The sequence below is a fragment of the Pontibacter virosus genome, assembly GCF_003096355.1.
GTDB classification, from domain to species: Bacteria; Bacteroidota; Bacteroidia; order Cytophagales; family Hymenobacteraceae; genus Pontibacter; species Pontibacter virosus.
Genome location: NZ_QEKI01000001.1, coordinates 254,247 through 281,189 on the forward strand (window position 1 = coordinate 254,247; position 26,943 = coordinate 281,189).

Sequence of the window (26,943 nt, forward strand, 5' to 3'; positions counted from 1 at the left end):
TTCTGGTATAATAGCAAATTTACAAATTCTTGTCGCTATACCCCCGAATATTATAGTCCAATTTTCAGGAATCTGCCCTTTTACTCTGCCTCAGGTTGATTAGCCGTTTCTATAAAATAGAGGCCTTTCTTAAGCGTTCTACCACTAGATGATTTACAGAAAATGGCTCAGGATTAACGTTCATAATCAGTTAATTAAATAAGAATTTTACAAATTAATCAAACCTGAATGAACTTTTTAGACTATTTTCGTATATCAGAATAGAATACCAAAATACCACAAACGATAATGCTGGAGTACGTTAAAACGATCTTGTTGAAGGTGAGCTTTGACAAAATGCTGTTTGAAAAAGAATTGAGAAAAGCCTTTAAAGTGCTGATTCCCGAAGAACTCAAGCAGCTGAAACAATGGTGCTATGAAAAATTTTCGGAGATGTACCTTTATGTGCTCAACAAGGTATTCTCCAGGGCTCAGGTCTGAGGATCGGGGCTTTGCTCAACAAAGCGGATATTACGCAGTAGGCCATTGTAACCTGTTCGTTTCACAGCTGATTTCTTGAACAGCTGCGCAAAGACCTCCTGTGTGATTTCCTCCCAGTCCGACTTCTTCATTTCCTTCAGCTGCGGTTGCGGCTCAAAGGTCGGCTCCTGGTGCGGCTTGCTAAACCGGTTCCAGGGGCACACATCCTGGCAGATGTCGCAGCCAAAAATCCAGTTACCGAACTTCCCGTTCATTTCCTGCGGCAGTTGGTCTTTCAGCTCGATGGTGAAGTAGGAGATGCATTTGCTCCCGTCTACCACATAAGGCGCCACGATCGCATCCGTCGGGCAGGCGTCCAGGCAGCGGGTACAGGAGCCGCAGTAGTCTTTGATCGGGCCATCATATTCCAGTTCCAGATCGATGATCAGTTCGGCGACAAAATGAAAACTTCCTGCTTGCGGCGTGATCAGGAGGGTATGTTTACCAACCCAGCCCAGTCCGCTTTTCGAGGCCCAGGCCTTGTCCAGCACCGGGGCCGAATCCACGAAGCAGCGACCGCCTACCTCCCCTATTTCCTCATTTATGTAATTGAGCAGCGTCTTCAGCTTGTCTTTGATGACAAAGTGATAGTCGGTACCGTAGGCATACTTCGACACTTTATAGGTATCCTCGCCGGCCTGCTGATTTTCTTTTTCGGGGTAGTAGTTGAGCAGCAGCGATACCACCGATTTTGCCCCTTCCACCAACAGACGCGGGTCGAGCCGCTTGTCGAAGTGGTTTTCCATGTAGTGCATCTGCCCGTGCATATTCTGCTTCAGCCAGTTCTCCAGCCGCGGCGCCTCCTCCTCTAGAAATTCCGCTTTAGAAATGCCGCAGTACATGAAGCCCAGTTCCTGTGCCTTCTGCTTGATGAGGTATGTGTAGTCGGATTTGTTCAAAATAAATGTCACTCAGGTATAGCTATACCTGGAGAAGAACAAATTTACGGAGAAATAAGTCCGGATTCGAACCTAAGTTTGCTTCGTTATACCTGAGTTCTACAATCCTCACTCCCCAGGTTGTCCGTTTGTGGACAGAGTTGTACTATTTAGAACACATTCAGAACTTGACCACAGCTCTGAAAATGCCTTTAAACCTATTTGAAGGCGCTTTATGGATTTGGCATACGCTTGGGTATAGAACCAGTAACTATAATAACCTCACAACTATGAAAAATCACTGCATTCTACTCATCGCCTTTCTGATCGGCTTCACCTTTAACGTGCAGGCACAAGGACAAAAATTACAGAACGGGAAAATCTTTCATCTGCACCCAGCAGGGGAACAGGACTGGAATTACGCGCAGGCTTACCGGAGTGGCAATATGCTATACCTGTCAGGCACCGTCGGGAAAGGCGACATGGACCAGGCGATGGAACGCGTCTACAAAACCATTGAACTAACGCTGAAGCAATACGGACTCGACTTGACACATGCAGTTAAAGAGAACCTGTATGCCACAGACATTGAGGCAGCCAAGAAAAGCCAGCCCATACGCAAGAAATATTATGGCACCCACACACCAGCTGCCACCTGGGTTCAGGTCTCGAGGCTGTTTGAAGAAGATACTGTTCTGGAAGTGGAGGTGATCGCAGAGATTAAGAAGACGGAGTAGCATTTGTATGCAGCTATTCTCAGAATAGTATACATTTGTCTTGTTCTGTCAGTTATCTACCATGCTTTTCCGAGCCCTCGTGCATACCTTCAAAATTACAGCGCTCCTCTGCTGCCTATTATTTTATGGATGTGGCAACAGCAGTCAGCTTGTGCTGATAAAGCAGGTTAGATTGTATGACGGCTCAACAATCAGGGAGCAGGTGGATGTACTGATTTCGGATGGCGTAATTATATCGATTGGGGAACATATAACTGATGCGGCCGCTACCATAGTGGATGGGAAAGGCAAAACCATCATACCGCTATTGGTAAACGCGCACGCTCATGTGCATGAACCGCTACATCTAAAAGAAAGCCTGTCGCAGGGTATAGGCACTGTACTCGACCTCTATACATCCAGTGAAAAGGCAAGGCAACTCCGAATCTACAACGATTCAACACTTTACGCTACTTACTATACCTCTGGACCAGGCGCTACAGCTCCGGGTGGACACGGCACGCAACTAGGTTATGCTGTACCCACTGTCTCCCATCCTAGTGAGGCAAGCCTGTTTATTAGGAATAGGGTCGATGATGGAGTCGATTATATCAAAATAATCAGGGAGCCCTTGCGAACTACACTAGACTTTAAAACTATTGGAGCACTTATAGAAGCCGCTCATCAAAACGACAAATTAGCCCTGGCGCATATTTCTACTTTGGACGATGCGCTTGCAGTCAGCGAGTTAAAGGTTGATGGATTTGCGCATATTTGGTTTGACAGCGCAATGGATGAAGAGCAACTGGCTCAACTGGCCACACAAAAACCTTTCGTCATACCAACTTTATATGTCACGAAGAAACTCCTGCAATACGTTGACCAAAAGGAGCTGGCCCTGCAACACCTGCACTTTGATGAGCTACAGCAGGAAGTGTATAGATTACACCAAAAACAAATACTCTTACTAGCCGGAACAGATGCGCCTAATCTAGGTATAAACTACCATGATGGCTTGTTGGAGGAATTGAGGTTACTAAAGGCATCTGGCCTTAGCGATTTTGAAGTACTGAAAACTGCCACCATCAACCCGGCAATCGCTTTCAATTTTTTGGAGAACCAGCTTATCAAAGAGAATAATAAAGCTAACTTTTTACTGATTAATGGCGACCCAACTAGTGACATTGAGTCCATTACCAAAATCATGGGAATTTGGAAAAGCGGGACGAGGATAAAATAAAGCTCTTCTGGTAAAACAAGGTATCAGAGAGGTTATACCTGCTAAAGCAAAAACGGCAGGCCTAAGGCCTGCCCTTTTCAAAATATCACAAACAATTATTACTCAGCCTGATCAAACAACCCGCCAGCCACTACCTGCTGCGGAGGAATTTTACCTAAGTGGCGGTACGCAGCTTCTGTCGCTTCACGTCCACGGGCGGTGCGCTTGATGTAGCCTTCCTGGATCAGGAACGGTTCGTATACCTCCTCAATCGTCTCGGCTTCTTCGCCGCAGGCTGTCGCAATGGTAGATAGGCCTACCGGACCGCCCTTGTACTTGTCGATGATGCAGGACAGGATACGCTTGTCCATGTCATCGAGACCGTTATGATCTACATCCAGAGCAGCCAGGGCGAAACGCGCGATCTCCACATCGATGGTACCGTTACTTTTTACCTGCGCAAAGTCGCGGGTACGGCGCAACAGGTTGTTAGCGATACGCGGTGTACCACGGCTACGACGGGCAATCTCGAAAGCGGCATCCTCATGTATAGGAGCACCCAATAAAGCAGAGGAGCGCTTCACAATCGAAGTCAGCAACTCGGCATCATAGTACTCCAGGCGTGAGTTAATACTGAAACGGGCCCGCAGCGGAGCCGTCAGCAAGCCGGAACGCGTCGTGGCACCGATCAGCGTAAACGGATTCAGGCTGATCTGCACTGAGCGGGCATTCGGACCAGAGTCGAGCATAATGTCGATCTTGTAATCCTCCATCGCCGAGTACAGGTACTCTTCCACAATCGGGTTAAGGCGGTGGATCTCGTCGATGAAGAGCACATCGTTCGGATCGAGGTTGGTGAGCAAACCTGCCAGATCGCTGGGCTTGTCCAGTACCGGTCCGGAGGTCATTTTTATACCTGCGTCCAGCTCTGAGGCGATAATGTGCGACAGTGTGGTTTTACCCAGGCCGGGAGGTCCGTGCAGCAGCACGTGGTCTAACGCCTCGCCACGGTTCTTGGCCGCCAGCACAAATATTTTGAGGTTCTCCACCACTTTGGCCTGCCCTGTAAAGTCGGCAAAGCTCAGCGGGCGAAGCGCCTTGTCTATGTCTTTTTCGACCGGCGACATGTAGTCGTTACTGCCAGTCAGGTAATCTTCTCTCATAAAATGCTATCTGATTTAGCGCTTTCTGCTATACCTAAAGGTAACAGTTTCAGCGTTGCTTTCGCTCCATTTCTGCAGACGAATTTACTAAATTTTGCTAATTATATTATAGCAATTCACCATAAATCTAATCTGATTAGCAAAACAAAAGGCAGCCACTCCTGCAGCTGCCTTTCTTATACATATGGCCTGCCCTGTTTCTAGGCAGAGTTGGGTCTATTTAAACGCAGGTATACCTGTGATATCAGCACCTGTGATAAGCAAGTGAATATCGTGGGTACCCTCGTAGGTGATCACTGATTCCAGGTTCATCATGTGGCGCATGATCGGATAATCGCCCGTAATGCCCATGCCGCCGTGAATCTGGCGTGCTTCGCGAGCGATGTGTAGGGCCATGTCCACGTTGTTGCGCTTGGCCATCGAGATTTGCTGCGTGGTAGCTTTGCCTTCGTTTTTCAAGGTACCCAGTCTCCAGGCCAACAGCTGCGCCTTCGTAATCTCGGTCAGCATCTCAGCCAGTTTCTTCTGCGTGAGCTGGAAAGCGCCGATCGGCTTATCGAACTGGATGCGTTCCATGGCGTACTTGCGCGCCGACTCGTAGCAGTCGATGGCCACACCAATCGCACCCCAGGCAATGCCGTAGCGGGCAGAATCGAGGCAACCGAGCGGACCGCGCAGACCTTCTATATTTGGAAGCAGGTTCTCTTTCGGCACTTTTACATTGTCGAATACCAGCTCGCCGGTGCAGCTGGCGCGCAGGCTCCACTTGTTATGTATCTCCGGTGTAGAGAAGCCTTCCATGCCGCGCTCCACGATCAGGCCTTTGATACGGCCTTCTTCGTTTTTAGCCCACACCACTGCCACCTGACTCTCCGGTGAGTTGGAAATCCACATCTTAGCGCCATTGAGCAGGTAATGGTCGCCCATGTCTTTGATGTTGGTCGTCATACCCCCCGGGTTTGAACCATGGTCAGGCTCGGTTAAGCCGAAGCAGCCCAGCCACTCCCCGCTTGCCAGTTTCGGCAGGTACTTTTTACGCTGCTCTTCCGAGCCGTAGGCATAGATCGGGTACATTACCAGCGAGCCCTGCACAGAAGCCGTAGAGCGCATACCGGAGTCACCACGCTCGATCTCCTGCATGATGATGCCGTAGCTAATGTAGTCCAGTCCGCCGCCGCCGTACTCGGCAGGTATAGTCGGGCCGAAAGCACCCACATCACCGAATTTCTTCACGATCTCAGAAGGGAAATGCGCGTCCTGCGTCCACTGCTCGATGTTCGGAGAAATCTCGCGCTTCACAAATTCACGCAAGGACTGGCGTATGAGGATATGCTCCTCAGTCAGTAAGTCGTCAATGTTATAGTAGTCAGGAGCTCCTGATGATTCGTAGGCCATAGCTTATTTCGTTGTTTTAAGGAAAGGGTAATACGCAAATATAACAAGTTTTCTGAATCAGGGTTTGTTGGGTGGTGAAATTGCTAAACGGCTGAATAGTTAGATGGCTAAATGGGTCGATATAAACCCAGATCATAAAAAAGCCCCACCTATTGGCGGGGCCTTTCCAAAAAAAAATCTCAATCTATGTTAAAATCTTAAACCTACTGAGGCCAGGAAATTGCGTGTGGCCTGCGGGTAGTAGAAGTTCTCTGTCACCTGTTCGCCACCCGCTATGTAGCTATAGGTATAGCCATTGGCAGCGTAGCGTTCGTTGAAGATGTTATTGACCAGCAAGCCGAGCTCCAGCCCTTTCAACACACCGGTAAAACCGGTGGTGTAGCGCAGCCGCAGGTCGCCCACCTGGTAGGCAGGTATAATGCGGCTTTCATTTTGGGTATTGTCCAGGTACTGCTTGCTCACCGTTTTGTAAAGAAAGGCAGCTTTCAGGCCTTTCAGTACTTCCACCTCCAGCTGCGTAGCCGACACAAAATCTGGGGAGAAGGCAATAGTGGCTTCGTTATAGGTGTTTTTGGCCTGTCCACCTTCGTCATAGTCGTCGATGTACTCTTCGAAGTCACGCACCTTGTTCTGGCTGTAGCTCAGGTTGCTGCTCAGGCTTGCAAAAGTGCCCAAACGCAACGCTCCGGCCAGCTCTATACCCTGGCGGTAGCTGCGATCAATGTTGGTACGGGTATAAGCACCCACATCGTTTATCTCGCCAGTCAGCACCAATTGGTTTTGGTAGTCCATAAAGAAGTAGTTCGCTTCCAGACTTGCACCCAGTTCACGACCAACCAACTCACCCAGCGCCAGCTGACCGCGGTAGCCAGCCTCCAGATTGCGCAGCGTTTCGTGCTTCGGACGGCTATCAGCGGTAGACTCCGTAAAGTCTTTGCGCACAGGCTCCCGGTTGCCAATGGCATAAGAAGCGTATAGCTGATGGCCCGGCTTAAACTCGTAGCTTATACCTGCCTTGGGATTGTAGAAGGTATAATCCACCTCCTGCTCCAGGTTTTCAAAATTTCTGTCTATCCCCTCGAAGGTATAATTGATCGCACGCACCTGCATGTCTCCAAACAGGTTCAGCTGCTCTGTCAGACTGTAAGTCACCTTACCAAAGACATTGAAGTCCGTCTTCACTGCATTGTTGTCGTAATAGCGGTCGCGGATGTTGGACGTGGAGGCATAGCGGGCCCAGATAACCTCACCGAAGTGGTCGCCGTCATACCGGTTCCAGGCGCCACCCAATGTCGCATTGAGGCGTGGCGTCGGGTTGTATTGCAAGGCATAAGTGGCGCCAAAAAAATGGTTGTCGAGCCAGCGGCGGCGGATCAGGTCAGTTCTGCTGATTACCTCGTCACCAATCTGCACGTTCGGCAGCGCGTAGTTCGACAGGCGGTCGTTCTTTCTGAACTGCTCGTAGTAACCGCGGCCATAGGTATAGTGGAGTGCGCCAGAGAAAGTAAGCTCCGGAGAGAAATCATGCGACAGGTGCAACTGGTAGTGATCCTGCTGGTAGTTGTCGGTTTCGTTGTCGTAGGTATAGTAGTTGTACCGGCGACCGGCGGTGCGCAGGTTCTGGATCTGCTCTATGTCATTTGCACTATACTGGCCATAATCGTCCGGGTAATAATTGCGGTCGATGTAGGCCTGCAGGTCGGCGTCGTTGCCGTACACCAGCGCCTCTGGGGTGCCATACCAGGCCTGGTAGGTCTGCTCCTGGCCCGAGAAGGTCACAAATTTCACTGTTGTTTTGTCGCCATAATAGCCACCCGAGAAATACATGGATTTCAGGTCGGAGAAGGCACGGTCGATGTAGCCGTCGGACTTGATGCGCGACAAACGGCCGTCGAAAGCGAATTTGCCGTTTATCAGACCAGTGCCGAAGCGCACGTTGTTTTTCCAGGTGTTGAATGAGCCGTAGCTGTTGTCAGTTTCGGCATAGGCCTCGCGGCGTACTTTTTGGGTCTGGATGTTAATACTTGCTCCAAAAGCACCGGCTCCGTTAGTCGACGTGCCCACACCGCGTTGCACCTGCATGTCTTCTACTGAAGAGGCAAAATCCGGCATGTTCACAAAAAAAGTACCATGACTTTCGGAGTCGTTAACAGGTATACCGTTCACGGTCACGTTGATGCGGGTGATATCGGAGCCACGAATGCGGATACCGGTATAGCCCACGCCAGCGCCGGCATCAGAGTTTACCACCACCGAGGGCGTTTGCTCCAGCAGGTATGGCAGGTCCTGCCCGAAATTGCGCTCGGCGATCTCTTCGCGCGTCACGTTCGTGAAAGTCGTGCCGGTTCGTTCGTTGGCACGGGTAGACGATATCAATACCTCTTCTGTGCTCACACTGACAGGCTGCAGCACCAGGCGCAGTTCGGTATCGGCGTTGAGTTGTACCTGTCTGCTCAACTGGCCGTAGCCCAGGTAAGACACCCGCAAGGTATAGCTGCCAGCCGACAGGTTCTGGAATTGAAAGCGGCCATCTGGGCCAGATACGGTGGCTTGGTTGCTGCCAGCAAGTACTACGGTGGCTCCCGCCAGCGCTTCGTTCTGGACTGCATCGGTTACGTAGCCGCTCAGACTGTACTGAGCGAGCAACTGCAATGGCAACAGTACAACGACCGCCATCACAATCAGTAATTTTTTCATGGAAGTGTAAAAAAGAATAAGTTGAAACATACAGACCTGCCTGGGGCCGGCAGCCTGCTACATTGTTTCCCCGCGTTTTTCCCTTCGCCGGCATTACCCGGATCAGGTTCAATGGGTATGATCTCAGCCCGTTGTTATAAGGCACCCCTAAACTGCTACAAAGGTAGACCCGTTTTTTGATCAAAACAAAGTCCTATGGTGCAAAGAATGGCTAATCCACTGTATCAAGCAGTTAAGTGCAATTTTATTTTAACAAAAGCCGATAACCACTTACGGGCAAACTACGTTGAAAACAATACAAGGCATGTTTTCAGGCATCCGCTCTGACAAAGCAGTGTTTGCTGGGAGAACAGGCTGGCTGAACTAATTTTAGAGAGAGTTTAAGAAGAAATGTGATGATGATCAGCTTACTGTATACTTTAGCACTGCTAACGATACTGGCATATTACGCTTTCGCTCCACGCAAAAAATTCAGAGGGTCTTCCTCTACTGATAACGATGACGATGGAGGCGAGCCACTAGGCGACGATCTGCCAGATCTGGACCTGCCACCCGGCATATCATTGCCCATCAATGACTATGAACCGCAATATGACCTGAGACGCATCAAGGTTCCCAAGTTTCCAGAGCCTTCCCTGCAATGAAACACAATGAAACCAAAAAGTCCCCTGCTCGACCATTCGACAGGGGACTTTTTGGTTTAAAGGCTATACTTCTGCTATAGCACTTCCATGGTAAAGGTGCGTTCGAACACATGCATCGGACTGAGCAGGTTGATTCCCTCCTTTTTTTCCAACTCGCCGGACTCCCCGTCACGACCCGCTATACCACACCAGGGCTCAATGCATACGTAAGGCGATGGTCCCGGCTTTGCCCAGATGCCCAGGTATGGAAAACCCGGAAAGGTCATTTCAATGCGGCGTTGGTTAGTGCGGCTGCCCAACGAGAGTTTGTCTGAGTTCAGGTTTTTGAACACCAGGGCATCCTTGTCGAAATAACTGTGCTTCAGGGGCAACACCCGATCGTGTTCCAGCACCTTTTCCGTGTCGCCGCTTTGCAGCCCTTCGTCCGTGAGCAGGTAGCGGTGAAGGGTTTCCTCTTTCTCAAACTCGATGAAATAGTCTTCGTAGTGCTCGCCTCCATAAAACGGCACGTTAAAGCCCGGATGGCCCCCGATGGAAAAGTACATGCCCTTCTTGTCGCGGTTGAGTACCTGGTAAGTCACCGACAGCTTGTTGTTCTCGAGTTTGTACGCAACCAGGAGCCTGAACTTAAACGGGTATACCTGCAGGGTTTCTTCGTCGTCCTCTAGCTCAAATACCAGTTTGTCATCTTCCTCCTCTATTAGCTTAAACTCCTTGTGCCGTGCAAAACCATGGCGTTTCAGAGCAAATATTTCGTCTTCGTAGGTATAGGTTCCCTCAGGCAGTTCCCCTACAATCGGGAAAAGGTTGGGCGCATGGCTTGCCCATATCTCCGGGTTAGCCTGCCAAATAAACTCCAGCCCCTCGTCTAGCTTTACGAAGTGCTGCAACTCGGCGCCTTTGCTCTCGACGCCCACCTTAAAGTTATAGTTCTGTAAATGGTATAGCATAGCAAGGTTATGGTTTTAGGTATGTTGCAGGAGCATCGCGTCGATGTACGCAGTGGCCTTACTGAAACGGTCTTCGTGCTGTCCGCTGATCTCCAGATAGGGCACCTGCAGCGCTTCCAGTTCACGCTTGTACCAGTCATAAAAGTACTGGCGCAAGTGCGGATGCTCCCGTTGCGGATCAGGCTCCCACGGCAAATCAACGCCCATCAGCAGGTAAAGGTTGTAGTCCTGTTGCTTTAGTTTTTGCAGCACCCAGTCGGGGCATTCACCGAAGGCATGCTCACTCCATATTTTGATCACCAGCAGGTCGGTGTCTGAGAAGAGTAAGCGCTCAGCCTGTGACTCCATCTGGGCTTCCAGTGCCAGTTGTCCTCTGGCAATCTGCTCTAGGTCCTGCAAGGTATAGGGCCTGTCGAGCGTTTCGATATAGGTGCGGGCATACTCGGGTACCCACACCGTGTTATAGTGCACGGCCAACTGCTGCGACAGCGTGGATTTGCCCGTGGATTCAGGCCCTGTGATGGCGACTTTCAACATATCGCAAAGGTAGGTCAATTCTGCTGAAAGTCGCCATCACAGGGAGAGCCAAAAAAAGCTGCCGTCAGCAGGTTTCCCCACCAGCGGCAGCCTTATTTAACAGCCTCCTACTGTTTATACCAACACATTTCTTCGCAACCGATGCACCTAGCTGCATTCAATAAAGGTAACGTCAGTTTGTTAGGGCACCACCCTACTGCTATACTTAATTTCAAAATGAACCTGCTGCAATTAATTATACCTGATCTAATATAATTAATCTAACAAATTTTCAGATATACAGCAGATAAACACTATGCCTTGGCAAACGCTACCTGATAGTGGGTAAAGCAATGCGGTGGTCTAGAAAAAAGCGGGGACACATTCCTTAAAATGTGTCCCCGCTGTACTTTCGTCTCCGTCAGGTTGGTTGAGACGGGCATTTCTTAATTCTCGGTGAAGCTATAATCATAAAAATTATAGACTTCTACTTCTTTGGGGTGCCGGTCGCCATACTGACAGAGCAGCAGGCGTTTGGGGCTTTCGTCCGGGGACTCATAGCCCCATTTCATACGGTTCTCGTACTTTAGTTCATCTGGCAATTCAATCTTGCGGTTCATCATACATAGTGTCGTTGTAGCGTGGAACATAGGTACTCGCATACTTTGGCGCACTAAAATTCAACGATTGCCTCAGTTACACTCATGTACGGCACATACCATGCCACGACTGCATAAGATAGAAACATAAAACAGGATATTTCCAATAATCACTTTGTAACAGGAGATACAGCTTCCTTTTCCATATCCCGTTTCCAGTCCAGGTAGCCCATGGTAGCCAGTATGAGGAAGATAAAATACAGAAGAGCCGTCAGGTATAACTCCTTATAAGTGAACACCCCGATGTATACCACATCCACGGCCAGCCATACCAGCCAGTTTTCAAGGCGCTTCTTAGCCATCATCCAGTAGGCCATCAGACTCACAGCGGTGGTAGCCGAGTCGGTATACGACAGGTCGGCATCGGTGTAGTTGTCCAGGAAATAGCCGAGACTAGCCGAGAACACCGCTACAAGCGCAATCATGACCCATAACTCCCGCTGCCCCACTCTGGTGACTTTCCGCTCGGTGTGTCCTTTCCCACCGTACAGCCACTCATACCAGCCATAAAAACTCGTGATGATATAAAAGGCGTTCAGCCCCATGTCGGCATACAGGCGGGCGTCGTAGAACACAAACACGTAAGCCGTCACGCTCACCACACTGATGGGCCAGGTCCAGATGTGCTGCCGGGCTGCCAGCCATACCCCGGCTATACCCGTAATCACGCCAACTACCTCGACCAGGCTCATGGCCTGCAGCGCCTCTGTTATGCTATTGTAAAAATCTGTCATCTATACCTGTGCAAGCCCATGCTTCGGACTAATTTTGTTGCTAAGTTTGTAAATCGAAACCAAAACACCAAAGCCTAAGGTATAGCACAGGCAGGAGCTCTACAACTATGGACGAGATTACAGCGCAGGAACTGAAAGAGAGACTAGGCAACAGCGCCGAACTGCAGATTGTGGATGTGCGCGAACCGGAGGAGTTTGCGATCTGCAACCTGGGCGGCGAACTTATACCTTTGGATGATCTCCCTAAGCAGGTCAACCGCATTCGCCGCGACGTACCCGTGGTCATGGTATGCCACCACGGCTTCCGCAGCGCACAGGCCATCCTCTACCTCAGCCAGCGCCTCGGTTACGACAACCTCCTCAACCTGAAGGGAGGCATCCACGCCTGGGCCACGCAAGTTGACCCTACGATGCGGGTATACTAGGTATACAGCCCCTGGTTCATTCCTGAATCGTAAGCTTTCATCCCCTTTTTATAATATTTCGCCTCATGCAATCCTAAAGGACATTTAAGGCTAATAATTGCTAGTAACAGAAGCTCCGTAGCATTGTCCGAATAATTTTCTCACACCTCTTGCTATATTATCCGGATTAATTTATGTAATTTTACGCGGCAAATAAGGACCCCTAATTTATTTGCCATGATCGCAGATCAATCCAAAATAGTATTTGAGGCACTCACCTACGACGACGTGCTTCTGCTCCCGGCCTACTCCGAGGTGCTCCCCCACAACACTGATACTTCCACACAGCTTACACGCAATATCCGCATTAACATTCCGCTGCTTTCTGCGGCTATGGACACTGTAACCGAGACCGAACTGGCCATTTCGATGGCACAGGAAGGGGGCATCGGCATCATCCATAAAAACATGTCGATCAAGAAGCAGGCGGAGCAGGTGCGCAAAGTGAAACGCTCCGAAAGTGGCATGATCCTCGATCCGATCACCCTGCAGGAAGACGCCACGCTCGGCGATGCCATTCGCATTATGTCCGAGAATAAGATTGGTGGTATACCTATTACCAACGGACACGGCAAGCTTACCGGCATCCTCACCAACCGCGACCTGCGTTTCGAGAAGAACATGTCCCTGCCTGTAAGAGACGTGATGACGACCGAAAACCTGATCACGGCCGCGAAAGGAACCGACCTGGCCAAAGCCGAAGACATCCTGCAGGAGTACAAGATCGAGAAACTGCCCGTGGTGGATGAAGAAGGCAACCTGGTAGGTTTGATCACTTACAAAGACATCCTCAAAAAGAAAGACCGCCCGAACGCCTGCAAAGATGAGTACGGCCGTCTGCGTGTAGGTGCTGCCGTGGGCGTGACGCCTGACGTGATGGACCGCATCAAGGCGCTGGTAGAAGCCGGCGTGGACGTGATCAGCGTGGACACAGCGCACGGCCATTCCAAAGGCGTGCTCGACGTGGTGCGCAAGATTAAAGAGAACTTCCCGAACCTGGAGGTGATCGCCGGCAACGTAGCCACTGCCGATGGCGCAAAGGCCCTGGCAGATGCGGGTGCCGATGCCGTGAAAGTGGGCGTTGGTCCAGGCAGTATCTGCACTACCCGCGTGATTGCAGGTATAGGCATGCCCCAGCTATCTGCCGTAATGGAAGCCGCCAGAGGTCTGCAGGGCACCGGCGTACCGGTTATTGCCGATGGTGGTATCAAATTCTCAGGCGACATTGTGAAGGCACTGGCCGGAGGGGCAAGCACTGTGATGGTGGGTTCGCTGCTGGCTGGTACTGAAGAGGCGCCTGGTGAGATGATCATTTACGAAGGCCGTAAGTTCAAGACGTACCGCGGCATGGGTTCTATTGAGGCGATGGAGGAAGGCTCGAAAGACCGTTACTTCCAGGGCAACGAAAAAGACAGCAAGAAACTGGTACCGGAAGGTATAGTGGGTCGCGTGGCTTACAAAGGTCTGGTGTCGGAAGTGATCTACCAACTGGTAGGCGGTATTCGTGCCGGCATGGGCTATTGCGGCACGCCGACTATACCTACACTGCAGGAAGCCAAGATGGTGAAGATAACAGGGGCTGGCCTGCGCGAAAGTCACCCGCACGATGTACACATCATGCGTGAGGCGCCGAACTACAGCCGCTAGTCATTCCATTGATAGCGTGAAAGAAGAAGTAGGTTGGCCTTTTGTTAACCTACTTCTTCTTTTTTACGTTATGCAAGTTGTTCTTTCAAAACTCACCTCGACAACTTGGCCAAAGAGCAAAAATTTTTCTTACCTTACAAACTGATAAAGTCTCGGGCAAGCCATTTTGTGTCGCCAATAAAACTAAGCACGGTTTTCCGTTTTATGCTTTATAGAACCAACGCCAAATCCCTATTTATTACCGCGGCCCTGATCAGCTGGTCACTCCTGCTGGCTAACGTGTTGTTGGCGGCCGAGAGTATGCACCGGGAAAGCTCCAATGCACTGGACCTGCCTTTCGTCAACAACTTCCTGATCGTTGTATTCATCATTTCGGTGTTCGGCTTCCAACGCCTGAGCGCTGAAAATCTCAAAGGAATAGACTTTATTGGCTACCTCTGGAACATCTTTGCCAAAGGAGGTGTAGCCGCTTACCTGAGCGTAGCGCTATACATGGTGTATCGCATGGTCACTAACTACTCCAGCGTACAGTCGCCGCTGCTGCTACACATGGTCTACCAGGTAAACTTTGGTCTGCTGGTGCTGTTCCTGGCTAAAGCCTTTTATGTGTGGCGCCAGCTGCTGCTCTACCATAAGAACAAGTTTCTTCAGATCGCCTGGGACTGGTACGAGATCCTGCTTTTTGCCACACTGATTCTCACGCTGCTCAACTTCAATTACAGTAGCCTTATTTTCATGCCCTTGCTGGGCCTTATTGGCCTCTACACCTTATTCCTATGCACTAACCTGAAGTGGGTTGCTTACCTCACGTTCAACAAGAAAGGCCGGTCGCTTATTCTGCTTGTGGCCATTCTGCTGGCCTGCTACATCTTCTTTGACTTCTTTTACGACTTTGCGGACAGCCCGCTGTTGGTGATCGACTATTCTGACGTGGGCTTCCTGTTGCTGGCCATGTTCTTTGTGGCCCTGTATACCCTGGCATCTTTTCTGGTGGCGCTCTTCAGTCTCCCTACTTCCAGCGTGTTTGAGCAGAAGAGCGAGGACCTGCTCAACTTCCAGCGTCTGAGCCAGTCCATACAGCAGGGACAGAGCGAGAAACAGGTATACGACATGCTTTTCGAGAGTACCGTGAAGGCATCGGATGCAAGCGCCGCCTGGCTGGAGATATTCAAGGGCGAGAAAAAGGATGAAATAGAACTGTGCCACCAGCTTACTATAGAAGAAGAGCAGATCAAACGCATCCGCCACCTGCTGCTGGCCTACAACATCCAGCACATCGACTACATCAACAACAACCTCGACCGCAACCCCGGCTTCCGTGACCTCACGCTGCCCTGGAAGTCGCTCATCATCCTGCCCATCAAATCCAAGAAGCACCTGTTTGGCGTGCTATACCTGTTGAAGGACATTGAGCAGGGATTTGACAGGGAAACAGTGAACGTACTGCGCACTTTCACCAACCAGACCATCCTCACGATCGAGAACCTGCGTCTGGTGCACGAGTCGCTGCAGAACGAGCGCTACAAAGAGGAACTCAAGATCGCCTCGGTGGTGCAGGACAGCCTGATCCCGAAAAAATTCCCGAGCGACAGCTGGTTCGAGATCTCGACCTATGCCAAAGCCGCCAAAGAAGTGGGCGGTGACTTCTACGACTTCTTGCAACTGAGCGAGTCGCGCATTGCCATCATCATCGGCGACGTGTCGGGCAAAGGTATTTCGGCGGCCTTCCACATGGCGCAGATGAAGGGCATTTTCCACGGCCTGATGCAGCAGGATATGCCACCAAGCGAATTCATGAAACAGGCCAACAGTGCCCTGAGCCGCTGCCTTGAGAAAACCTCTTTTATCACTTCTGCGCTATACATCATTGATTATCGCATGAAGGGCTTTATGTTTGCACGTGCGGGCCATTGCCATACCCTGTATTACAACTCCATGATGGATGACACCTTCTATTTTCAGACGGATGGACTGGGGCTAGGCATTATTCGAGACAAGAGCTACAACAACCATGTGCGGGAGATGTACTACGACTACAACCCGACCGACGTAATGGTGATCTACACGGATGGCATTGTAGAGGCCCGCAATCCGCAGAATGACGAGTATGGGGAGGAAAGGCTGCGCTACATGCTCACCCAAACCTACCATCTGGAGGCAGAGGATATAAAATACGCCATTATCAACGATCTGGAGGATTTTACCGGTCCGACAGAAAACATATACGATGACCAGACGCTGCTTGTCATCAAATTTAAGCCGACCCAACCTAGTGAATAGTTATACGTAAAGGATGCCGATGAAAATTACAAACCAAATCAAAGACACAACGATCATCATCACCCTAGATGGTGAACTGGATGCAAGCTCATCAGTAATGCTCGATGAAGCGCTTTCCGACCCTGAGATCATGACTTACAGCAAGATACTGGTAGACTGCAAGGACCTGAACTACATTTCGTCTGCCGGCCTCGGGGTATTTATTTCGCACCTGCAGCGCTTTGAGGATGCACAGATCAAACTCATTTTTTACAACATGCAGGACAAAGTGCGCAACGTATTCGAAATCCTGGGCCTCGACCTGCTCATGACCATCGTTTCGGATTACGAGGAAGCCATGACCATTGCTGATGAATAATAAAATTACAGTTAGCTGTACTAAAAAAAATCTGAAGCAAATACGGGACTTCGTCACGGAGTATCTGGCAGCTTATACACTGACAGACATCCAGATGAACCAGATCGTATTGGCCGTGGATGAGATATGCGCCAACCTCATCATCCACGCCAACAGCGAAGACCCGTCCAAAAGCATTTCCCTCTCCATCACAGAGAAGGCCGGCATGCTCAAATTTGAGATCGTCGACAACGGGGTGGCCTTCCGCCGCTCTGAGTATAAAGAGCCAAATATCGAAGAGCACATCCGGGTCGGTAAAAAAGGGGGTGTCGGCATCGCCCTGGTCAACCGCATCATGGACCGGGTGGAATTTGAGACAAGCGACAGGCAGAACACCTGCTTCCTGTACAAAAAAATTAAATAGGGCTGAACTGCACACTTTTAGCGCCCCGCGTCCGTTATCCGGAACGAAATCGCATGCAATAGGATTATAGTGGTACTTTTTGACTAATCTGTCAGAAAAATTAACTAAAATTGCATGATCTGACCTCGTCAGGGCAAAACCAAGCGTTAGTTTATCATCTATTTATGCGCAGCAATCAACTACTTGTTGCGGCAGCGGCCCTCCTTATGGCTGGCTGTACCGCAACTAAGAAGAATGACAAGCAGGAACCTATCATTGCGACCATTGGATCTCAACCTATCTACACATCCGAGTTTCAGTATGTGTATGAGAAGAACAACGGGGGCAATGAAGACGCCTATACCCGCCAGAGTGTAAGCGAGTACCTCGACCTTTATACCCGATTCAAACTGAAGGTGATGGAAGGCGAGAGCCGTGGCCTGGACACCACCGCCGCTTTTAAGCGCGAACTGGAAGGCTACAAAGAACAGCTTGCACAACCATACCTCACAGAAAAGAGTGTAACCGACCAGCTGGTGCGGGAAGCTTACGAGCGCCTGAAACAGGAGGTGAACGCATCGCACATCCTGCTGGGTCTGCCGAACGACCCAAGCCCGCAAGACACCCTGGCTGCCTACAACCAGGCACTGGAGCTGCGCAAGCGACTCGAGGCAGGTGAGGCGTTCGATAAGCTGGCCAGAGAGTTCTCACAAGACCCCTCCGCGAGCGAAAACGGCGGTAACCTCGGCTATTTCACGGCCATGCAGATGGTATACCGCTTCGAAGATGCCGCCTACAAAACACCAGTCGGCCAGATCTCGCCGCCGGTTCGCTCCCGTTTTGGCTATCACCTGATCAAAGTAAACGACAAGCGTACTGCGCAGGGCGAAGTGAAAGTAGCCCATATCATGGTGCGCGCTACGCCGGGCATGCCGAAAGCAGATTCGCTTGCAGCCAAGCAGCGCGTGGACGCTATTTACAAGCGTGTGCAGCGCAACGAGAACTGGGATCGCCTGGCTGCCGAGTTTTCAGAGGACGCCAACTCTGCTGCCAATGGTGGTGAACTGCCTTGGTTTGGCACCGGCCGTATGATCCCTTCGTTTGAGGAAGTAGCGTTTGGCCTAAAGAAAGAGGGCGAAGTAGCCCCTCCTGTCCTGACGCCTTATGGCTGGCATATCATTAAACTGATAGGCAAGCAACCGCTTCCTTCGTTCGAGGACATGGAGCAAAACCTGCGCAACAAGATCGCAAAAGACTCCCGTTCTGAGCTTAACAAAGCAGCCTTCCTGAAGCGCATCAAATCTGAAAACAACTTCACCGAAGACGCTACTGTCAAAGCAGCTGCTTTGGGCAAAGGAACAGATGACCTGCTGCAAGGCAAGTGGGATTTCGATGCTGCAGACAAAACACTGAAGAATACCCTGTTCACGATACAAGGCAAGCCTTATACCGTAGCCGACTTCTATACCTACGTGAAGGCTGAGCAGCGCCCACGTATGGCCGGCACTCCGCAACACCACATGAACTCGCTTTACGACAACTTTGTGCAGAAAAGCCTGCTGGCGTATGAGCGTGCGAACCTGGAAAACAAGTACCCCGACTACCGCATGCTGGTACGCGAGTACCACGACGGTATCCTGCTGTTCCAGTTGATGGACGAGAAGGTATGGTCGAAGGCGGTGGAAGATACAGTTGGCTTGAAGGCTTTCTTTGATCAGAACCGCGACAAGTACCAGTGGAAAGAGCGTGCACACGCCACCGTGATCAGCGCTGCCAATGCGGAGTTACTCGCTAAGGCCCAGCAGCAGCTGAGCGAGCGCCGTTACGAAGTACGCAACGGCAAACCAGCCGATATCACATTTGAAACAAACAGCGCCACGCCAGACCAGGCAAGCATAGCCCGGCTAAGCGAACTGGCAGACCGCCTGAGCAACAACCCGAATCTGACCCTGGAAGTGAACGGCCATGCCGACGCACGTGAGGCAGCCGGCAAGCGTGACCTTTCGGCAGAGCGTTCCAAAGCCATTGTAGCCTTCCTGACAGGCCGTGGAGTAGCAACCGACCAACTTAGCGCTAAAGCTCTGGGCAAAACCAAGCAGGCTGCCGCTGACAACACCGAAACCGGTCGCCGCCGCAACAGACGCGTATCCTTCACGCTTTACTCATCTGAACTAAGCGCACTGGCCGAAAACCTGAATGCCGGCAACCCACTGGGTGTGCAGATCACAGAGAAGCGGTTCCAGAAAGGCGAAAACAAAGCTGTAGACGCTGTGAAGTGGGAAAAGGGCACTTACAACACTGAACTGAACGGACGCCAGTACCTGGTGATCGTGCACGACGTGCTGGCTCCCGCTCCGAAGCAGCTTTCAGAAGTAAGAGGCCAGGTAACAGCCGACTACCAGAACTACCTGGATGAGCAATGGGTAAAGCAGCTGCAGGAAAAAAATCCGGTTAGCGTTAATCAGACAGAGGTCGATAAAATCATCAGAAAATAAAGCGGGTCCAAAACAAGAGAACCGATAGAAGCCAACATGCACAACACAATCTATAAAACGAAAACCCTGGCCCTGCTGCTGCTCTGCCTGATCACAGCCTTTACAGCTACGGCACAGGCACCCACCCAGAAGAAACTGGATGGCATCATAGCCAAGGTAGACAACCACGTGATCCTGCGCTCAGAGCTTGAGTTCAGCTACCTGCAGTTCCTGGCACAGAACAAACAGCAGCCAAGCGCCCAGACAGAGCCAATGAAGTGCGAGATACTGAAGTCGATGGTGCAGGAAAAGCTGTTGCTGGCCCGCGCCGAGATTGACTCTGTTGTAGTGGAAGAAGCTGCCGTAACCGGCGAACTGAACCGCAGGATTGATTACCTGGCTTCGCAGGTAGGTGGCACGGAGCGATTGGAGCAATACTATAATAAGAGCGTGAAGCAGCTGCGCGACGAACTGCGCCGCTCTGTTCGCAACCAGATGGTATCTGAAAAGATGCAGCGCGAGATTACCGATAAAGTAACCGTAACCCCGAAAGAGGTGCGCCGCTATTTCAACCAGATTCCTGCCGACAGCTTGCCTTACTTTTCAAGCGAGGTGCAGTTGAGCCACATTGTAAAGTATGCCGAGGTAAGCCGCCAGCAGAAGCAGGCCGCCCGCCAGAAACTGGAAGCATTGCGTGAGCGCATTGTAGCCGGCGAAGACTTCGCCACACTGGCCCGTGAGCACTCACAAGATCCCGGCTCTGCAGAAGCAGGCGGAGAACTTGGTTTCTTCAAAAAGAAAGAACTGGTACCGGAATACGAAGCTGCAGCACTGCGCCTCGAGCCTGGACAGATGTCGAATGTAGTAGAGTCAATGTTCGGCTTTCACCTGATCCAGCTGATCGAGCGCAAAGGACAGGAATTCAATACACGTCATATCCTCATCAAGCCTGCCACTGCCCGTGTGGATGTGCAGGATGCTATCGCCGCACTGGACAGTGTGCGCACCCTTATTGTGAACGACAGCATCAGCTTTGCAAAGGCCGCTAAAGATTTTTCGGATGATAAGAACACAAAGGACAACGGTGGTACCATCATCAGTCGTATGACTGGTAATTCATACATCCCGATGGATGAAGTGGAGCCAGGCATTTTCTTTGTGATCGACACCATGAAAGTGGGCGACGTATCGAAGCCGGTTAACTTTACCACACCTGACGGCAGGGAGGCAGCCCGTATTATCCAGCTTCGCTACAAATCGTCTCCTCACATGGCCAACATGCGCGACGACTACCAGAAAATAGCCGCTGCCGCTCTGGCGCAGAAAAGAGACAAAGCTGTGGATGAGTGGTTCCGAAAAAACATAGACACCGTATTCATTGAGATCGACCCCGAGTACGACCAATGCAAAGTGCTTGACTTAACGCAATAGACATACACATGAAGCAGTATACCTCTGACAAAGAAGCAGCCGACGCGCTGTACCGCTCTTACCAGGACCTCACTTCCGAAATCTCAAAAGTGATTGTGGGGCAGGAAGAAGTCGTGCGACTGGTGCTCACAGCCGTTTTTTGTCAAGGGCACTGCCTCCTGGTAGGTGTTCCGGGACTTGCCAAAACCCTCCTCATCCAGACCATCGCCTCATCGCTCGACATGTCTTTTAGCCGGGTGCAGTTTACCCCGGACCTGATGCCGAGCGATATTGTGGGAGCCGAGACACTGGACAAGGACCGTAATTTCAACTTCGTGACGGGCCCTATCTTCGCCAACATTATTCTGGCCGATGAGATCAACCGCACACCACCGAAAACACAGGCAGCACTGCTGGAGGCTATGCAGGAGTATGCGGTAACTGTTGCCGGCAAGCGCTACGAACTGCCACGACCTTTCTTTGTGCTCGCCACCCAAAACCCGATTGAACAGGAAGGCACCTATCCCCTGCCCGAAGCACAGCTCGACCGCTTTATGTTCAACATCACGCTGGGCTATCCAAGCTACGAGTCGGAACTGCAGATCGTTAAGAACACAACGGGCGCCGCCCGTGTAGCGCTCGACAAGATCCTGCACGCAGATGACATCCTGGCTTTCCAGCAACTGGTGCGCCGCGTACCCGTGGTAGATAATGTGGTGGAGTATGCCGTAAAGCTGGTGCACAAAACCCGCCCCAATACAGCGATGGGTTCTGAGCGGGCCAGCCAATACCTGGAGTGGGGTGCCGGGCCGCGTGCTTCGCAGCACCTGATCATCGGGGCGAAATGCAACGCCTTACTCAATGGCAAGTATTCTCCTGATATAGAAGACGTACAAGCCGTCGCACTGCCCATCCTCCGTCACCGCATTGTGCGCAACTTCAAAGCCGAGGCCGAGGGTATAACGGTAGAGCAACTGATCGGGGAATTACTATAAATTGCTAAATTGTTGATGGTTAAATTGTTTAGAGCTGATAAGGTATAGCTTCAGTTAGCTGAATACAGTTGAAGTTTAAACAGAGACCTGCCTTATTCAATTTTTCGGATACACAGAGTTTCAACAATTTAGCAATTGAATAATTTAACCATCCAACAGTCAACAATTTAACAATGCAGCCATTTAGCAATTTAACCTCCAAACAATTTAGCAATCTAAGCTTATTGGTGTAATTTTGCGGCTGTATTGATTTTTTTGACACATTACCCTGAAACATATGGAAGCGGCAGCGCTATACGTTCGCTTTAAAGACAACCTGGCCACGATCATCGGAGCCCTGAACAGCAAACTGGAGGTTCGCTCCATGCCTTACAATGTATCTATTCCACTGGAGGTAGACCTGCTGGCAGATATTCTGCGTCTGCATGGCCTGGAGTTCAAATCTGAAACAGCCGGGGCAGCCCGTCTGGAGGATTTCACCCGCTGGTTTGAACAGAACGAAAATGCGGTGATGGACACTTTACAGCGTGTCATGGAAGACAAGAGAGCATACATGAAAACGGCAGGTGGTGTCATCTTGCAGAAAGAAATGCTGATCCGTCGATTGGAGTATTTCAACGAAACGGCCCATACCCTGCAGGTAATGATGCGCCAACAGCAGCTCAACAGCCCAAAACACTTCAGATATCCTTTCCTCCTGAATCAATAGCCAACGGCTATACCTGATAAAAACAAAGCGCCCGCAGTCTTATACCTGCGGGCGCTTTGTTTATTATACCCGAGAGAGCTTACTTATTCCGGATGGAGGTATGGCCCTCCTTTGAATGCTCCAGGTCCAATTCACCTTGGGGCTCTTTCTTCATACTGGAGTCGGCCTCCTCACCTACCGGGCCTTTTGCCACCGTGATGCCGCCATCTACCATATAGAGCGCACCTGTCACATATGAGGCTTCGTCTGAGGCCAGGAAGCAGTAAACGTTCGCCACCTCTTCCGGGCTTCCTCTACGTCCCATAGGTGTGGCAGCCTTCATGGTCTTCACCATTTTGCCATCCATCGGACCGGTGCTTGCATGCGTCCAGGCGGTGTCAATTGGTCCCGGGCCTACAATGTTCACCCGCACCCCGAACTGCGCCTGCTCCACGGCTAGTCCTTTCATGAAGGCATGTATAAAACCTTTCGTACCGCCATAAGGTGTGTTTTGCGCTATACCGATCACACCAGCCTCTGATCCGGCGGACACGATGTTTCCCTTGGTTTTGTGCAGCTCAGGCAGCGCGGCCTTGCTCATGGCAAAGGCCGTTTTGATGTTGTTCTTGATCATGTAGTCCAGGGCTTCTTCGGAGTAGTCCTGCAATAGGTTTACCTCCGGAAATACGCCCGCATTGTTGACCAGAATGTCGAGCTGACCATATTGCTTTACGGCTAATTCCACACATGCCTTTGCATTGGCTTCTGTCGAAAGATCGCCGCTATAGGCAATCGCTTCTCCTCCCTGCTTTTGGATTTCCTTTACTACATCTTCCACGGGGTCTTCCGGGAAGCCGGCAACCACTACGCGTGCTCCTTCCTGCGCAAATTTCTTGCAGATGGCCTCTCCTATACCTGTTGCGCCGCCTGTCACGACGGCGACTTTGCCTTCCAGTCTGTTTTTCATAGATCAATGGTTAAAATTTTTAGCACTCATACTGTACTAACATTTAACGTCCGAAACTCCTGGTCGGTTAGTGCCTGGCAGAGCCCTGAAGATTATACTTACATTTTCAGCTGAATAGCGTATGACAGACAAAGCAGGAAAGCGACGATCCATCTGTTCCATTAAAACGACATTATACCTATGAGTTTTTTATACAATACCCTGCCCGATGCTTTTGATGAACAACTGAAGACAGACCACCTGGTGCTTAGGCCCTATGCAGAGGGAGACGAACAGGAGTTCATGCGCGTTATCCAGGAGGACACATCTGCCTTGAGTCCCGCCTTTACAGGAAGAGTGGCCCGTGTACGTGCCCTGGAAGACGCCCGCATACAGCTGGCTCAATTGCGCAGTGACTGGGATAACCGAAAGCAGTTCGATTTTGGCGTATGGCTGCGCGAAAGCAACACCTACATTGGCGACATCACACTCAAGAACATAGACCGGTCCGTGCCAAAAGCGGAGGCGGCTTTGTACTTCACCAGTTGGTCCGATGTGCCGGACCTGGCGCAGGAGGCCTTTAGAGCAGTGCTGCACTTTGCATTTGAGGACGTGAAACTCAACAAGGTATACATGCGCTGCACGCAGTATAATAATGCGTGTGCCCAGCTAGCCGAGAACTGCGGCTTTGTGAAAGAAGGGGTGCTGCGAAGTGATTTCCGGGGCGTCGACTCAGAAGAGCTGCTGGACCTAAGTTATTACGGCATGACGCGCGACGATTATGAACAGGCCACTCAGCTCAAAGAGCGCGACTCCCAGGCAGCGGTATAAGCAGTTTTACTTGCGCGGCTTTGCGACAAAAAAGTCTGTATCGAATGTCAGGTAGAGCGCGTTCGAAAACTCCAGCTTCGGATCATCCAGATCGATCACGGGCTCCAGGCGCAGCGTCAGGTATAGGTCGTCGAGTATCTCAATATCCTTCATCAGGCGAAGAATCAGCAGGTGTCGGTCTTCCTGCACGTAATCCGGGTTTTTGTAGGTTGTGGAAGCCGACTGAAATAGTTTGCCGCCCAGTTCTGTGATGTACCCGTCACCACGCCAATAGCTGAGCATCACATCCTGGTACTTGGTGTCTATACCCGCATTCAGGTATACGGCACCACCTTTTGTGAAAGGCAGTTGAAACGTATTAGAGAAGTCATTGAATCCCAGCAGATAGTTTTTTGTGTATACCCGGTGGAGTATACGATTTGGCAGCTGTCGCTCTAATTCAAAGCCTACGGCGGCATTAAACACGGTAAGCAAGGGCAAAGGCGAACTATCGATCTGCCCTCCTTTGTGCTGCGCCGTGAACTGCACAGGTATAGCCAGGCGCAAGGTATCACCCTCCACCTTGCCGGGTTTGTTAAGCATGCGTATGGCGGAACTGATGCCACCGGCCACTTCCTCCCGCACCGGGTCAGCCGGGTAGATCATTTTGCTCCAGTCAATCCAGGCATCCAGTTTAACACGGTGGGTATTGAGCAAAAACTGCAGGCCATTTTCGAGTCGGTCGTTGATCACCCGCTCAAAATCGTACAGCGGCTCTACATAGCCATGGCTGAGATTACCTTCCAAAGTACCGAACACAAAAGCCCAGTTTTCCTGTTGCCACTTCACGGTAAAGGTCGGTTGGAAGTCCTGGTAACCTGCGCTGCCAAAGTCCTTCCAGAGGAACGCACCCGCATCGATTCGCACGGAGGCAGACGGATAATAACTCACGCGTGGTAGCAGATGGTAGCCAAACAAGGTATAGCCATCGGCTATCTTGTTGAAGTACTCGTTGTTTTTAGAGAAGCCAAAGGCATGCAGGCCAATTCTAATCTGGTTAGCATTTTCAGGTTTGACAGGTATAGCCAGCTTCAGTGCGTCGTTGTTTAGCTGGCCATAGGCTAAATGGCTGTACAGCACGGCAAACACACAAAATAAAAGCCTGAAATATCTCATAAAAAAGCACGTAAGATGGCACAAAACCCTGTCCGTATATGTTGTAACAAGACGGCCATAATCAACTAAAATATTTAGCAAAATACCTGCTACTTTTTTTGCAAATTGATTTTGAACGTCGTAATTTCACATCAATATAAAGCTATTTAATTAAACACACATGAGCGTAAGCAACGAAAAACTAAAAGCCCTGCAGCTGACGATAGACAAGCTTGACAAGACTTACGGTAAAGGTACTGTAATGAAGTTGAGCGATAACAAAGTGGAAGACATTCCGGCTATCTCTACCGGCTCGCTTGGACTTGACATTGCTTTAGGAATTGGCGGCTTACCGCGCGGCCGTGTCATTGAGATCTACGGCCCTGAATCGTCTGGTAAAACCACGCTTACCATGCATGCTATCGCAGAGGCGCAGCGTGCCGGTGGCCTGGCCGCCTTTATTGACGCAGAGCACGCATTTGACAAGGCATACGCCGAAAAACTTGGAATAGACACTGAAAACCTTTTGATCTCACAGCCTGACAACGGTGAGCAGGCCCTGGAGATCGCTGATCACCTGATCCGTTCAGGCGCGATCGATATTATTGTAATTGACTCTGTGGCCGCCCTCGTACCGAAAGGTGAACTGGAAGGCGACATGGGTGACAGCAAAATGGGTCTTCAGGCTCGTTTGATGTCGCAGGCATTGCGTAAACTGACCGGCACGATCAACAAAACCGGCTGCTGCTGTATCTTCATCAACCAGCTTCGTGAGAAGATCGGTGTGATGTTCGGTAACCCGGAAACAACTACAGGTGGTAACGCGCTGAAGTTCTACGCCTCTGTGCGTCTGGACATCCGTCGTATTGGCCAGATCAAGGAGTCTGCCGACAACATCACAGGTAACCGTACCCGTGTGAAGGTGGTGAAAAACAAAGTGGCGCCTCCGTTCAAAGTGGTAGAGTTCGACATCATGTATGGTGAGGGCATCTCCAAAGTAGGCGAAATCCTGGACCTTGGCGTTGAGCTGGGTGTGGTGCAGAAGTCTGGCTCTTGGTTCTCTTACAACGGCGACAAGCTGGGTCAGGGCCGCGACGGTGTGAAGCAGATTCTGCTTGACAACCCGGAGCTGCAGGAGGAGATCGAAGCTAAGATCAGAGCGATCGTGAAAGGTGAGCCTGAAAAAGTGGCCGCTGCATTGGAAGACCTAAGCGGTGCGGAATGAACATTGTTCCCATCTAACA

25 protein-coding genes and 1 riboswitch are annotated in these 26,943 nt (G+C 50.7%); of the genes, 15 read left to right on the plus strand and 10 right to left on the minus strand.

Annotation, left to right across the window (positions count from 1 at the left end):
* The first annotated feature begins 288 nt into the window (after positions 1-288).
* Complete coding sequence (locus C8E01_RS00930) at positions 289-480, plus strand: hypothetical protein (protein ID WP_076669372.1); 192 nt, start codon at positions 289-291, stop codon at positions 478-480.
* Here C8E01_RS00930 and queG read toward each other — a convergent pair.
* Entirely contained in the window at positions 471-1,430 is a 960-nt protein-coding gene (gene queG / locus C8E01_RS00935) for a tRNA epoxyqueuosine(34) reductase QueG (RefSeq protein ID WP_394342100.1), read from the minus strand. The genes C8E01_RS00930 and queG overlap by 10 nt on opposite strands.
* A 257-nt stretch (positions 1,431-1,687) precedes the next feature.
* Between queG and C8E01_RS21535 the strand changes: the two genes are divergently transcribed.
* Both C8E01_RS21535 and C8E01_RS00945 read left to right on the plus strand, forming a co-directional pair.
* A complete protein-coding gene (locus C8E01_RS21535) occupies positions 1,688-2,134 on the plus strand; it encodes a RidA family protein (protein WP_165820526.1) in 447 nt (148 codons plus the stop codon).
* A gap of 172 nt (positions 2,135-2,306) precedes the next feature.
* Entirely contained in the window at positions 2,307-3,353 is a 1,047-nt protein-coding gene (locus C8E01_RS00945; RefSeq protein ID WP_165820527.1) for an amidohydrolase family protein, read from the plus strand.
* Positions 3,354-3,451: 98 nt separating this feature from the next.
* Here C8E01_RS00945 and ruvB read toward each other — a convergent pair whose 3' ends face one another.
* The 3 genes from ruvB to C8E01_RS00960 all read right to left on the minus strand — a co-directional run bounded on the left by ruvB (position 3,452) and on the right by C8E01_RS00960 (position 8,587).
* Positions 3,452-4,495, minus strand: a complete 1,044-nt coding sequence (gene ruvB, locus C8E01_RS00950) for a Holliday junction branch migration DNA helicase RuvB (RefSeq protein WP_116541501.1) — start codon at positions 4,493-4,495, stop codon at positions 3,452-3,454.
* 216 nt (positions 4,496-4,711) lie between these two features.
* Positions 4,712-5,890 carry an acyl-CoA dehydrogenase family protein gene (locus C8E01_RS00955; RefSeq protein WP_116541502.1) on the minus strand — a complete coding sequence of 393 codons (1,179 nt, stop codon included), beginning with the start codon at positions 5,888-5,890 and terminating at the stop codon, positions 4,712-4,714.
* A gap of 189 nt (positions 5,891-6,079) precedes the next feature.
* Positions 6,080-8,587 carry a TonB-dependent receptor gene (locus C8E01_RS00960; protein WP_116541858.1) on the minus strand — a complete coding sequence of 836 codons (2,508 nt, stop codon included), beginning with the start codon at positions 8,585-8,587 and terminating at the stop codon, positions 6,080-6,082.
* Between the two features lie 61 nt (positions 8,588-8,648).
* Positions 8,649-8,746, minus strand: a riboswitch (TPP riboswitch).
* 236 nt (positions 8,747-8,982) lie between these two features.
* Here C8E01_RS00960 and C8E01_RS00965 point away from each other — a divergent pair.
* A complete protein-coding gene (locus C8E01_RS00965; RefSeq protein ID WP_007654857.1) occupies positions 8,983-9,231 on the plus strand; it encodes a hypothetical protein in 249 nt (82 codons plus the stop codon).
* A 74-nt stretch (positions 9,232-9,305) separates the two neighbouring features.
* Here the strand turns inward: C8E01_RS00965 and C8E01_RS00970 are convergent, their stop codons facing one another.
* From C8E01_RS00970 to pnuC, 4 genes are all read right to left on the minus strand, one after another.
* Positions 9,306-10,181, minus strand: a complete 876-nt coding sequence (locus C8E01_RS00970) for an aldose 1-epimerase family protein (protein ID WP_116541503.1) — start codon at positions 10,179-10,181, stop codon at positions 9,306-9,308.
* 15 nt (positions 10,182-10,196) lie between these two features.
* A complete protein-coding gene (locus tag C8E01_RS00975) occupies positions 10,197-10,718 on the minus strand; it encodes an AAA family ATPase (protein ID WP_116541504.1) in 522 nt (173 codons plus the stop codon).
* A gap of 425 nt (positions 10,719-11,143) precedes the next feature.
* The gene (locus C8E01_RS21540) at positions 11,144-11,320 is read right to left on the minus strand and encodes a hypothetical protein (protein ID WP_165820528.1); all 177 of its coding nucleotides are present in this window, start codon (positions 11,318-11,320) and stop codon (positions 11,144-11,146) included.
* 146 nt (positions 11,321-11,466) lie between these two features.
* A complete protein-coding gene (gene pnuC, locus C8E01_RS00980) occupies positions 11,467-12,090 on the minus strand; it encodes a nicotinamide riboside transporter PnuC (protein ID WP_116541505.1) in 624 nt (207 codons plus the stop codon).
* A 107-nt stretch (positions 12,091-12,197) separates the two neighbouring features.
* Here pnuC and C8E01_RS00985 point away from each other — a divergent pair, with 107 nt between their 5' ends.
* From C8E01_RS00985 to C8E01_RS01030, 9 genes are all read left to right on the plus strand, one after another.
* Complete coding sequence (locus C8E01_RS00985; RefSeq protein WP_116541506.1) at positions 12,198-12,515, plus strand: rhodanese-like domain-containing protein; 318 nt, start codon at positions 12,198-12,200, stop codon at positions 12,513-12,515.
* A gap of 216 nt (positions 12,516-12,731) precedes the next feature.
* Positions 12,732-14,201, plus strand: coding sequence for an IMP dehydrogenase (gene guaB / locus C8E01_RS00990; RefSeq protein WP_116541507.1), 1,470 nt, complete (start codon positions 12,732-12,734; stop codon positions 14,199-14,201).
* A 204-nt stretch (positions 14,202-14,405) separates the two neighbouring features.
* Positions 14,406-16,481, plus strand: coding sequence for a GAF domain-containing SpoIIE family protein phosphatase (locus C8E01_RS00995; protein ID WP_243409366.1), 2,076 nt, complete (start codon positions 14,406-14,408; stop codon positions 16,479-16,481).
* Between the two features lie 19 nt (positions 16,482-16,500).
* Positions 16,501-16,839, plus strand: a complete 339-nt coding sequence (locus tag C8E01_RS01000) for an STAS domain-containing protein (RefSeq protein ID WP_040574303.1) — start codon at positions 16,501-16,503, stop codon at positions 16,837-16,839.
* A complete protein-coding gene (locus tag C8E01_RS01005; protein WP_116541509.1) occupies positions 16,832-17,242 on the plus strand; it encodes an ATP-binding protein in 411 nt (136 codons plus the stop codon). Before C8E01_RS01000 ends, C8E01_RS01005 begins: the two co-directional genes overlap by 8 nt.
* A gap of 164 nt (positions 17,243-17,406) precedes the next feature.
* The gene (locus tag C8E01_RS01010) at positions 17,407-19,716 is read left to right on the plus strand and encodes a peptidylprolyl isomerase (RefSeq protein WP_243409367.1); all 2,310 of its coding nucleotides are present in this window, start codon (positions 17,407-17,409) and stop codon (positions 19,714-19,716) included.
* 36 nt (positions 19,717-19,752) lie between these two features.
* Positions 19,753-21,126 carry a peptidylprolyl isomerase gene (locus tag C8E01_RS01015; protein ID WP_116541510.1) on the plus strand — a complete coding sequence of 458 codons (1,374 nt, stop codon included), beginning with the start codon at positions 19,753-19,755 and terminating at the stop codon, positions 21,124-21,126.
* 8 nt (positions 21,127-21,134) lie between these two features.
* On the plus strand, positions 21,135-22,100 hold the full coding sequence (locus C8E01_RS01020; protein ID WP_116541511.1) for an AAA family ATPase: 966 nt from the start codon (positions 21,135-21,137) through the stop codon (positions 22,098-22,100).
* 277 nt (positions 22,101-22,377) lie between these two features.
* Positions 22,378-22,809 (plus strand): hypothetical protein, encoded by a 432-nt coding sequence (locus C8E01_RS01030; RefSeq protein WP_116541513.1) that lies wholly within the window; start codon positions 22,378-22,380, stop codon positions 22,807-22,809.
* Positions 22,810-22,888: 79 nt separating this feature from the next.
* Here C8E01_RS01030 and C8E01_RS01035 read toward each other — a convergent pair whose 3' ends face one another.
* Positions 22,889-23,755 carry an SDR family NAD(P)-dependent oxidoreductase gene (locus tag C8E01_RS01035; RefSeq protein ID WP_116541514.1) on the minus strand — a complete coding sequence of 289 codons (867 nt, stop codon included), beginning with the start codon at positions 23,753-23,755 and terminating at the stop codon, positions 22,889-22,891.
* 180 nt (positions 23,756-23,935) lie between these two features.
* Between C8E01_RS01035 and C8E01_RS01040 the strand changes: the two genes are divergently transcribed.
* Positions 23,936-24,565 carry a GNAT family N-acetyltransferase gene (locus C8E01_RS01040; RefSeq protein WP_116541515.1) on the plus strand — a complete coding sequence of 210 codons (630 nt, stop codon included), beginning with the start codon at positions 23,936-23,938 and terminating at the stop codon, positions 24,563-24,565.
* Positions 24,566-24,571: 6 nt separating this feature from the next.
* Here the strand turns inward: C8E01_RS01040 and C8E01_RS01045 are convergent, their stop codons facing one another.
* Entirely contained in the window at positions 24,572-25,720 is a 1,149-nt protein-coding gene (locus C8E01_RS01045; RefSeq protein ID WP_243409368.1) for a hypothetical protein, read from the minus strand.
* A 160-nt stretch (positions 25,721-25,880) separates the two neighbouring features.
* On the opposite strand from C8E01_RS01045, the gene recA reads away from it, so the two are divergent.
* Complete coding sequence (recA, locus tag C8E01_RS01050; RefSeq protein WP_116541516.1) at positions 25,881-26,924, plus strand: recombinase RecA; 1,044 nt, start codon at positions 25,881-25,883, stop codon at positions 26,922-26,924.
* Positions 26,925-26,943: the final 19 nt, after the last annotated feature.

Coding starts and splice junctions, on each gene's coding strand:
- C8E01_RS00930 (WP_076669372.1), top strand. CDS start 289: ATGCTGGAGTACGTTAAAACGATCTTGTTGAAGGTGAGCTTTGACAAA.
- C8E01_RS21535 (WP_165820526.1), top strand. CDS start 1,688: ATGAAAAATCACTGCATTCTACTCATCGCCTTTCTGATCGGCTTCACC.
- ruvB (WP_116541501.1), bottom strand. CDS start 4,495: ATGAGAGAAGATTACCTGACTGGCAGTAACGACTACATGTCGCCGGTC.
- C8E01_RS00955 (WP_116541502.1), bottom strand. CDS start 5,890: ATGGCCTACGAATCATCAGGAGCTCCTGACTACTATAACATTGACGAC.
- C8E01_RS00960 (WP_116541858.1), bottom strand. CDS start 8,587: ATGAAAAAATTACTGATTGTGATGGCGGTCGTTGTACTGTTGCCATTG.
- C8E01_RS00965 (WP_007654857.1), top strand. CDS start 8,983: ATGATGATCAGCTTACTGTATACTTTAGCACTGCTAACGATACTGGCA.
- C8E01_RS00970 (WP_116541503.1), bottom strand. CDS start 10,181: ATGCTATACCATTTACAGAACTATAACTTTAAGGTGGGCGTCGAGAGC.
- C8E01_RS00975 (WP_116541504.1), bottom strand. CDS start 10,718: ATGTTGAAAGTCGCCATCACAGGGCCTGAATCCACGGGCAAATCCACG.
- C8E01_RS21540 (WP_165820528.1), bottom strand. CDS start 11,320: ATGATGAACCGCAAGATTGAATTGCCAGATGAACTAAAGTACGAGAAC.
- pnuC (WP_116541505.1), bottom strand. CDS start 12,090: ATGACAGATTTTTACAATAGCATAACAGAGGCGCTGCAGGCCATGAGC.
- C8E01_RS00985 (WP_116541506.1), top strand. CDS start 12,198: ATGGACGAGATTACAGCGCAGGAACTGAAAGAGAGACTAGGCAACAGC.
- guaB (WP_116541507.1), top strand. CDS start 12,732: ATGATCGCAGATCAATCCAAAATAGTATTTGAGGCACTCACCTACGAC.
- C8E01_RS00995 (WP_243409366.1), top strand. CDS start 14,406: ATGCTTTATAGAACCAACGCCAAATCCCTATTTATTACCGCGGCCCTG.
- C8E01_RS01000 (WP_040574303.1), top strand. CDS start 16,501: ATGAAAATTACAAACCAAATCAAAGACACAACGATCATCATCACCCTA.
- C8E01_RS01005 (WP_116541509.1), top strand. CDS start 16,832: ATGAATAATAAAATTACAGTTAGCTGTACTAAAAAAAATCTGAAGCAA.
- C8E01_RS01010 (WP_243409367.1), top strand. CDS start 17,407: ATGCGCAGCAATCAACTACTTGTTGCGGCAGCGGCCCTCCTTATGGCT.
- C8E01_RS01015 (WP_116541510.1), top strand. CDS start 19,753: ATGCACAACACAATCTATAAAACGAAAACCCTGGCCCTGCTGCTGCTC.
- C8E01_RS01020 (WP_116541511.1), top strand. CDS start 21,135: ATGAAGCAGTATACCTCTGACAAAGAAGCAGCCGACGCGCTGTACCGC.
- C8E01_RS01030 (WP_116541513.1), top strand. CDS start 22,378: ATGGAAGCGGCAGCGCTATACGTTCGCTTTAAAGACAACCTGGCCACG.
- C8E01_RS01035 (WP_116541514.1), bottom strand. CDS start 23,755: ATGAAAAACAGACTGGAAGGCAAAGTCGCCGTCGTGACAGGCGGCGCA.
- C8E01_RS01040 (WP_116541515.1), top strand. CDS start 23,936: ATGAGTTTTTTATACAATACCCTGCCCGATGCTTTTGATGAACAACTG.
- C8E01_RS01045 (WP_243409368.1), bottom strand. CDS start 25,720: ATGAGATATTTCAGGCTTTTATTTTGTGTGTTTGCCGTGCTGTACAGC.
- recA (WP_116541516.1), top strand. CDS start 25,881: ATGAGCGTAAGCAACGAAAAACTAAAAGCCCTGCAGCTGACGATAGAC.